The sequence below is a fragment of the Luteimonas lutimaris genome, assembly GCF_039537065.1.
GTDB classification, from domain to species: Bacteria; Pseudomonadota; Gammaproteobacteria; order Xanthomonadales; family Xanthomonadaceae; genus Luteimonas; species Luteimonas lutimaris.
The window spans coordinates 491,739-500,467 of the sequence record NZ_BAAAZU010000004.1; the positions used below are offsets into that span (position 1 = coordinate 491,739).

8 protein-coding genes are annotated in these 8,729 nt (G+C 65.0%); 3 read left to right on the plus strand and 5 right to left on the minus strand.

Going from position 1 to position 8,729, the window contains the following annotated elements; all coding sequences use genetic code 11:
• Positions 1 to 309 precede the first annotated feature (309 nt).
• From ABD679_RS06420 to ABD679_RS06435, 4 genes are all read right to left on the minus strand, one after another.
• Positions 310 to 1,230 carry an MBL fold metallo-hydrolase gene (locus tag ABD679_RS06420; RefSeq protein ID WP_344759119.1) on the minus strand — a complete coding sequence of 307 codons (921 nt, stop codon included), beginning with the start codon at positions 1,228 to 1,230 and terminating at the stop codon, positions 310 to 312.
• A gap of 359 nt (positions 1,231 to 1,589) precedes the next feature.
• Complete coding sequence (locus ABD679_RS06425) at positions 1,590 to 2,222, minus strand: DUF6404 family protein (protein WP_344759120.1); 633 nt, start codon at positions 2,220 to 2,222, stop codon at positions 1,590 to 1,592.
• A 203-nt stretch (positions 2,223 to 2,425) separates the two neighbouring features.
• A complete protein-coding gene (locus tag ABD679_RS06430) occupies positions 2,426 to 3,253 on the minus strand; it encodes a DUF4344 domain-containing metallopeptidase (protein WP_344759121.1) in 828 nt (275 codons plus the stop codon).
• A 246-nt stretch (positions 3,254 to 3,499) separates the two neighbouring features.
• The gene (locus tag ABD679_RS06435; protein WP_344759122.1) at positions 3,500 to 4,270 is read right to left on the minus strand and encodes an SDR family NAD(P)-dependent oxidoreductase; all 771 of its coding nucleotides are present in this window, start codon (positions 4,268 to 4,270) and stop codon (positions 3,500 to 3,502) included.
• A 177-nt stretch (positions 4,271 to 4,447) separates the two neighbouring features.
• Between ABD679_RS06435 and ABD679_RS06440 the strand changes: the two genes are divergently transcribed.
• Together ABD679_RS06440 and ABD679_RS06445 are read left to right on the plus strand one after the other, a co-directional pair.
• A complete protein-coding gene (locus ABD679_RS06440; protein ID WP_344759123.1) occupies positions 4,448 to 4,831 on the plus strand; it encodes a cupin domain-containing protein in 384 nt (127 codons plus the stop codon).
• The gene (locus ABD679_RS06445) at positions 4,824 to 5,207 is read left to right on the plus strand and encodes a SpoIIAA family protein (protein ID WP_344759124.1); all 384 of its coding nucleotides are present in this window, start codon (positions 4,824 to 4,826) and stop codon (positions 5,205 to 5,207) included. Before ABD679_RS06440 ends, ABD679_RS06445 begins: the two co-directional genes overlap by 8 nt.
• Before the next feature lie 161 nt (positions 5,208 to 5,368).
• Here the strand turns inward: ABD679_RS06445 and ABD679_RS06450 are convergent, their stop codons facing one another.
• Positions 5,369 to 6,067, minus strand: coding sequence for a transposase (locus ABD679_RS06450; protein ID WP_344759125.1), 699 nt, complete (start codon positions 6,065 to 6,067; stop codon positions 5,369 to 5,371).
• Positions 6,068 to 6,342: 275 nt separating this feature from the next.
• Here ABD679_RS06450 and ABD679_RS06455 point away from each other — a divergent pair.
• A partial coding sequence (locus ABD679_RS06455) for a type ISP restriction/modification enzyme (protein WP_344759126.1) occupies positions 6,343 to 8,729 on the plus strand: 2,387 nt, incomplete at its 3' end.

The window sequence follows — 8,729 nt, forward strand, 5'->3', positions numbered from 1 at the left end:
GGTCTATCGGCTCGCCCTCGAGCAGGGCGCAACCGAGCCGGCCTACCATGCGGTGGCCGACGAGGCCGTGCCGTTCAAGGCGATCGCCGAGGTGATCGGTCGCCGCCTGGGCCTGCCGGTCGCGTCGCGGGGACGCGAGCACTTCGGCTGGTTCGCCCTCATGGCAGGCGCGGACATGGCCGCATCCAGCGCCCGCACGCGTGCACGGCTTGGCTGGGAACCGGGCGGCCCGGCACTCCTCGCCGACATCGACCAACCCGGTTACTACGCCATCCAGGCGACCTTGACCTCGTTGTTGGCGACCGCCGCTCAGAAATCCCAGAACACCGGCACCCAGCGGAACGCATCGCCCTCGACGGACACCCGGCCGACGGACGGGAACGGCAGGTGGGTCGCCACCAGCATCTCACCGGTGCCGGCCAGTTCCCGAAGCAGCGCGATGCGCACGCGCGCCGCCCCTTCCGGATCGTGCTCGAAACCGTTATGCCAGTTCGGCTGATCGAAACCGACCGCAAACACTGCGTCGCCGGCGAAGGTCAGCGCTTCGCCACCGGACGCCAGACGCACCACGCTGTGCCCGGGGGTGTGGCCACCGGTGCGGCGGACCACCACACCCGGTGCCACCTCGCGCTGCTCCTCGAAGGTACGCACATAGCCGCTGTATTCCGCCAAGAAGTGCTTGGCGGTGGCCCGCAGCGCATCGGGGAAACCCTGCGGCATGTTGGTGAGGGTGAAGTCCGGCGACTTCCAGAACGCCACCTCAGACGCGGCGATGTGGATCTGAAGGTCCGGGCGCAGGCGCTCCTTCACCCCGTCCACCAGCAGGCCGCCGATGTGGTCCATGTGCATGTGGGTGATCACCACGTCGGTGACCTCCGCCAGATCGATGCCGGCCGCCCCCAGGCGGCGGATCAGCTGACCGGCACGCGGCAGTTGCAGGTCCGGATCCATGCCCAGGCCCGCGTCGATCAGGATGGTGCGGTCGCCGCTGCGCACCAGCATCGCGTTCAACGCCCAGTCGAACGCATCCGGCGGCAGGTACATGTCCTCGAACCACGCCGCACGCTCGGCCGGCCTGGCGTTGTGTCCCAGCATCTGGGTGGGCAGCGGCAGGACGCCATCGCTGATCACCAGTACGTCGATATCGCCCACCTTCAGCGCGTAACGCGAGGGGACCAGTTCGTCGCGCGCAGGCGCGGCGGGGGGTGCGGTATTTTCCAGGTTGAACATGTCGGGATCTCCACGAAGGGTTGGCTGGCTGGCAGCGAAGCGGTGTGGAGTGAGCCTAGGGAAAGGGCGCGGGAGGTAGTAGGTCCGTGGGCAGACTCACGCTGTTGCCCGACGCGCATCAATGGCCAGACGCCATGCCGCGCCGGCCGGGGGCATGGCCAACGACCTTCGCCGCAGGGTTCGATATTCGCGGCGACCTTGCGCTGTATTCCGCGCGATCCGGTACGAAGGGCATCCCGGCAGCGCATCGCCCGCACAATACGAAGATCAGTTGAATCGCCTGAGGTATGTGCCTCAAGTCCACTGTCCGAGGAACTCGGGTCACTCCAACCTGACCCTGCTTTCCCTTCGCCCCTGTTTCAGCCATGCATCCGGCGAAACTCCCGCCAGCTCGGCAGGCCCACCAGCTGCTTGCGCTGTGCTTCGATGGCAGACAGCACTGCGACGATGATCGCCAGCAGGGCCAAACCCCAGGTAATCATGGCCACCTTGTTTTCGACATCCCAGGTCCAGGCATCGATCACCATCCAAAGCGGGAGCAACACGAACACCGTGCCGTAGAGAACCAGAAAGCGCGTCAGGAACCCGGCAAATGCCGGTGGCGCCACGGGAATCCCAAGCCGCCACAGCACCCGGTATCCCGGCGGCATCAGGTCATCCTCCGAGGCGCCCGCCTCGACCGCCTGCAGCAACCCCTTCTGCACGATGGCGGGATACGAAGCGATCACGGACCGGTCGCCACCGATCAGCCCCGCCGCCCGGTAGTCGCGGCCGGAGCGCAATCGCCCGGTCCATAGACTCAGGCAGATCAGCATCAGCGCCATCGCGTAGAGAGGCCACGGATCGGGAAAGGTGGCCTCTTCCGACCAGAGGCACAGCACCAGGAACGGCAACGCAAAGGCCCAGAAGACCAGCATGCCCCTGCGCGCCCGGCGCAGTTCGGCGCGCCAGTCGGCGACCGGTGGAAGCCGGGTGGGAACCTTGGGTTTCATGGCGACTGAGGATAGCGGGCAGCGAATGTCGGCAGGGTCGACGCAGAGGGCAGGCCGTGAAGCGTGGCACAGTGCCTCGGGAGAAGTGAACCTGATTCCGTTCTTTGGACCCCGTTCTTCAGGGCCGGGGCATCCCCGCGTTTTTATGCCTGCAACACCATCCGACCGAGCGTTGCGGGTGTGGCAGGCGGATTGGCTCCCCGTCAGCTGCTGCGCTCCAGATAGCGCACCGCCTCGTCCTCATACGCCTCGTATCCCGGCGCCAGATGGGGCAGCAGCAGGCGCACCCAGGCGCGGCTGGCCCTGCGGGTCTCGCGCGCGCACCCAGCGGCGCGGGCCGCGGTCAGGTCGCCCGCGTCCACCATGCCGGCGAATCCCTCCGGGTCGGTGCCGTAGATCAGGCACTGCAGGTTGAAATAACGCTGCTCGCCCAGCGCGTGCTCGTCGGCATACGCATGCAGGTTGTAGGCGCCGGTACTGCGCGAGAGCATCCAGTTCGCCGCCATGTCCAGGTTGCCGACCACCTGATGCGGGGTCTCGTCGAGCCCGGCAAAGCGCAGCATCAGGATGGCCGCCAGCTGGTCCATCGCATCCTCCTGGCGACCGGTGACGGGCAGGTCAAGCAGCTGCACCAGCGCGTGGCCGGTTTCGTGCAGCACGATGAAGCGCACATTGGCACGCGTGTAGCGCAGCGCATACCCCTCGTCCTGGCCCAGCGCACGCTGTTGCTCCAGGCCACGCTCGTAGAGCGTGTGCAGCGTCTCGTAGCACAACACCACCTGGGTCTGGTCCGGACGGTAGAAGGCGCCGAACTCGCCGCATTCGGCGGTGACATAACGTACACGGCGCGGCAGCGCGAACATGCCGTCGATCGCCTGCACCTCCGGCAGCCGCCGCAGCAGATCGGCATCGCGTACGCGCCGGTAGATCCCCTGCAGCCTGGGCGTGGCCGGCGGTCCGTAGGCGTATTCGAATGCCGGCGCACGCCCCTCCCCGCCCATCGGCCTGGGCTGGACCACCGAACGTGGCATCGCACCGTCTCGATCAGGCACCGACATGGCGGGTGCAGCGTGGTCCGCCACTGGCGGGGATGCGTCACCGGCAGCGGCCGCTGCCAGCGCCATCACCAGCGTCATGGTGCAGGTCCTGGGAGGCATGCAAACCGCCGCGGTCGCAGGTCGGGGCCTGCCATTGTAGGCGGCGTGATGGCGCCCGGACACTGGCATGACGCGGCCGACCCCGGACAACTGCTCCAGAGCGTCGCGGAGAAATCCAGGCTACGTCGCGCCCATGCCGCCGTCGATGCGGTACTGCGCGCCGGTGATGAATCGGCTTTCGTCGGACGCCAGGAACAGCACCAGGTTGGCGATGTCGGCCGGTTCGCCGTAGCGACCCAGCGGGATGGTCTTCTCGATGCCGATCCGTGCCGCTTCCGCATCACCAGGGTCGAAGCCGGCTTCCAGCGAACGCATCATCCGCGTGTTGACCGGCGACGGATGCACGGAGTTGACGCGCACGTCGTGCGCGGCCGCCTCGATCGCGGCGACCTTGGTCATGCCCACGAGCGCGTGCTTGGAGGTGACGTACGGGAGCACGCCGGCCGAGCCGTCCAGGCCCGCCACCGACGAGGTGTTGACCACGCTGCCGGCGCCGGCCGCGTACATGTGCGGCAGCACGTGCTTCAGGCCCAGATAGGCACCGCGCACGTTGATCGCGAGGACCTTGTCGAACATCGCGATGGCCTGCTCCTCGAGCGGGGCCACCTTGCCCTCGATGCCGGCGTTGTTGAAGAACACGTCGATCCGCCCGAACGCTTCCATGGTCGCCTCGACGTAGCGCACCACGTCGGCTTCGCTGCTGACGTCCGCACGCGCGACCGCGACCCGGTCGCCGCCGCCGAGCGCCTGGCGCGTGGCGTCGAGGGCGTCCTGGTCGATGTCCACCAGCATCACGAATGCGCCTTCGTCGAGGAATCGTTCCGCGACCGCCTTGCCGATGCCTCCCGAACCGCCGGTGATGATGGCGACCTTGTCCTGCAAGCGTTTCATGGCCGTGCCTCCTTGTATGGGGTGCCAGTGGCGACACCGCTGGCCGGCGGCGCGATGCGCGCCCCGGGACCGCTTGACGAGTGTCCGCCAAGAGCGCGCAACGAGGCTTGACCTCGATCAAAGCGGCTTCACTGCGCCTTGGCGATGATGGCCATGGACACCGACAGGAGACGCGACATGGCTGCATCCAACGAGTCGATCCGCAAGCTGGCCAGGCACAACGACGACTTCCGACGCGAGGTCGCTACCGGTGCGCATTCACAGGTCGTGCTGATGTGCCTGAAGCCGGGAGAAGGCATCGGCGAGGAGGTCCACGATGACACCGATCAGATCTTCATCGTGGTCAAGGGTGGCGGCGAAGCGGTACTCGACGGCGCAGTCCGGGCGCTCGACAAGGGCGCGCTGCTGCTGGTGCCGGCCGGAATGCGCCATGACATCCGCAACACCGGCGACAAGCGGCTGCGCCTGGTGACGATCTATTCGCCGCCGCACCATGCCCCGGGCACGGTGCATGCGACGCGCGAGGAGGCGATGCGCGCGGAGGGCGAAGACCATGCTTGAGTTCATCGAAAGCGCGGCAGACGTGGTCGCGGTGACCGTTTCCGAAAAGATCACCGGCGCCGACCTTGCGGCGGTCATGGACCGCCTCGAACAGGCCATGGACCGGCACGAGGTGGTCCATGTGTTCGCGGAGACCCGGTCGATCGACGGAGTCGAGGTCTCGGGCCTGGGGTCGCACACCGCGCGGGCGATGCCGCTGTTCGGCAAGCTCAAGCGCTTCGGCCGCGTGGCCGTGGTCGCCGACCAGGCCTGGATCCGCGCGGGCAGCCGGGTCGAGAGTGCGCTGCTTCCGTTCGTCGGCTACCGGGTCTTCAAGCCCGGGCAGCGCGCGGAGGCGCTCGCTTGGGTATCGGGGAACGCCGATCCGGATGCTTGATCCGCGTCCATCCGCTCCCGGAACCTCCTCACAGCCGATAGTCGAACCAGATCCCCGGCTCTGGGGCCGGCCACTCCGGGCACAGCGCCTCGACCACTTCCATCGGGTCCAGCCACGCCGCGCATCCGCGTATCGCACGGCCAACCCTTCCAGAAATGGTGTCAGGGACAATTCGGACGGCGTGGCGGCCTCCCGGCTTGTCGCACCCCGGAGAATCGTCCGGTCCGGGCTTCGACCCACGAACGGAAGCGGTCTGTTCCCAGTGCCTTCTGCTGTTGCAGGTAACAGCGGATTTCCTCTACCAGGTCATCCGGCAAGGCATCCGCGAACAGTGCCCGATAGGTCGCTGCGCGCGCCATCGAATCGGGGCCGAGCGACAAGTATTCTGAGTGCGGGGTCAGAAGCGGATCGAGGCGCCAACCTGCGTTGGCCCCGTAACTCGACCAAGGATGATCGCCCGCATGAGCCACCATCCAGGCGCGAACCGGATTAAGCTCGATATAGCGGCTGCAGGCCAGGAAGTAGGATCCGGAGTCCACCAGACACGCCTTGTAGCGTCCCTCCCAGAGTGTCCCGGTACGGCCATGACGGCCGTTGAACAGACCCACATAGTTGCGCGAAAAGGTGTGCATCAGTCGCGACACTGCGCCAGCTTCCTTCGGCGTCAGCAGCAGGTGCACGTGGTTGCTCATCAGTACGTACGCATGCAGCTCGCATCCGAAGCGCGACAGCCCATGGCGAAGACATTGAAGGTAGCGCTGGCGATCATCATCGTCGAAAAAGCACGGCAACCGATTGTTGCCCCGTTGCACGACGTGCTGGGGAATTCCGGCCAGATCGAAGCGAGGAAGGCGTGCCATGCGCGAAATTTTGGCAGCCAGTCCAGCACTCCGGCCATCGGTGCAAGCCGCGCATTCGCATCAGCCCGACGCCCGTCTTGGTGTCAGGAATTGTCCCTGACACCTTTTTCCCGCGCCGGGGGGAGGCGCGGAAAGTGCGGTGGGAAGTCCGGAATTGCCGCGCGCAGAGCGTGTCTGTCGGGGGATGGTGTTATGGAGTAGAAACTTTCCTACCCCGGCCGGATAAACCGCCCTCACGTCGGTAAGATTGAAGCTGCGCAACCCAGGGGGAAACAATGTCCAAGGTGCTGATTGGCCAATACCTCAACGAGCTGTCCCGCCTGAGGCAGGTCAGCGGTACCCATCGCGAGTCGGTGGTGCGGGAGGCCTTCAAGGACCTGCTGAAGGGCTACGCCCGCAGCCATGACCTGATCTTCGTCCCCGAGTACGAGATCGAATCGCCGCGCAAGGAGCGTCGCTACGTCGATGGCGCCCTGCTGCACGGCCTACGCCTGCCGTTCGGCTACTGGGAGGCCAAGGACGACAAGGACGACCTCAACGCCGAAATCGCGTTCAAGTTCCAGCGCGGCTACCCGAAGGACAACATCATCTTCGAAGACAGCACCCAGGCGGTGCTGATCCAGAACGGCATCGAGGTGATCCGCTGCAAGGTCGACGACGTCGACACCCTGCAGCAGCTGCTGCAGCTGTTCTTCGGCTACCAGCGTCCGGAGATCGCGGAGTTCCGCAAGGCCGTCGAGCAGTTCACCACCGACCTGCCCGCCGTGCTGCAGGCGCTGCGCGAGATGATCGACCGCGCGCACGGCAAGAACGAGGCCTTCCGCAAGGCCGCCGACGAGTTCCTCGACCACGCCCGCAAGACCATCAACCCCGGGCTGGAATTCGACGATGTCCGCGAGATCCTGATCCAACACATCCTCACCGACGAGATCTTCGACGAGGTTTTCCCCGGCCAGCCGTTCCACAAGGACAACAACGTAGCCCGCGAGCTGCAGAAGCTCGAGGACACCTTCTTCACCGGCAACACCAAGTTCCAGACCCTCAAGGCCCTGGAGGTCTACTACCGCGCCATCCGTGGCGCTGCGTCGCGCATCAGCGGCCACCACGAGAAGCAGACCTTCCTCAAGGTCGTCTACGAGAACTTCTACAAGGTCTACAACCCCAAGGCCGCCGACCGGCTGGGCGTGGTGTACACGCCCAACGAAATCGTTCGCTTCATGATCGAATCAGCAGATTGGCTGTGCGAGCACCACTTCAAGCGCAACCTGATTGACAAGGACGTGGAAATCCTCGACCCAGCCGTGGGCACCGGCACCTTCATCACCGAGCTGATCGAGCATTTCCGCGGCCAGCCCGCAAAGCTCAAGCACAAGTACGCCGAGGAGTTGCACGCCAACGAGGTCGGCATCCTCCCCTACTACGTCGCGAACCTGAACATCGAGGCGACCTACGCCGCGGTCATGGGCCGCTACGACGAGTTCCCCGGCCTGTGCCTGGTCGACACCCTCGACAACACCGGCGGGCTGGGCCGCAGGACCGGCGACCAGATCTCCGACCTGTTCGGTATGGGCGACGAGAACGTTGAGCGCATCAAGCGCCAGAACAAGCGCAAGATCAGCGTGATCATCGGCAACCCGCCCTACAACGCCAACCAGGCCAACGAGAACGACAACAACAAGAACCGCGAATACCCCGAGATCGACCGGCGCATCAAGGACAGCTACATCAAGGCATCCACCGCGCAGAAGACCAAGCTGTACGACATGTACTCGCGGTTCTTCCGCTGGGCGTCAGACCGAATGCACGACGACGGCGTGCTGGCATTCATCACCAACCGCAGTTTCCTCGACGCGCGCACCTTCGACGGCTTCCGCAAGGTGGTGGCGCAGGAGTTCGCCGAAATCCATGTGGTCGACCTCGGCGGCGACGTGCGCGCCAATCCGAAGCTCAGCGGCACCACCCACAACGTGTTCGGCATCCAGACCGGCGTGGCGATCAGCTTCCTGGTGAAGAAGCGCGGCAGCAAGGGCGCGCGGATCTTCTATACGCGGCGGCCGGAGATGGAGACGGCAGAGGAGAAGCTGGCTTGGCTGTCAAGCACCCAGTTGCACGGGATCGAGCGCGAGGAGGTTCGGCCTGATGCAAAGGGCTACTGGCTGAATCTTTCAAAGAACGACTTTGACGAACTGTTGCCTTTGGCATCGAAAGGGTCAAAGGCTGGCATGCGAGGCGCGAACGCGATATTCGGGCTTTACTCCATTGGCGTATCGACTAATCGGGACGCGTGGGTCATTTCGGTAGACAGGAACACACTTTCGGACCAGATGCGCTTCTTCGCGAAGATCTACGCCGAAACTCCAGAAGATCACGCAGAAGACGAGCCGGTGATCAAATGGTCGCGAAACCTTAAGCGGCGACTGGAGCAAGGAAAAAACGAGGCGTTTGATCAAGAGAGAATCCGGCCGATGTCCTACAGGCCGTACAACAAACAGTGGCTCTACGACTCAGAGCTATTCGTTGACGAGCGTGGCGCTGCAGACAAGATGTTCTTCAACGGCAATGTATCGATTGCGACGATTGGGGCCGGAGCCTCGGTAATCCCCCCACTTTTAGCGGTCGCCAAAAGTGGAGCTAAGCGGCAAGGGCCAGTTTCTGCATCGGC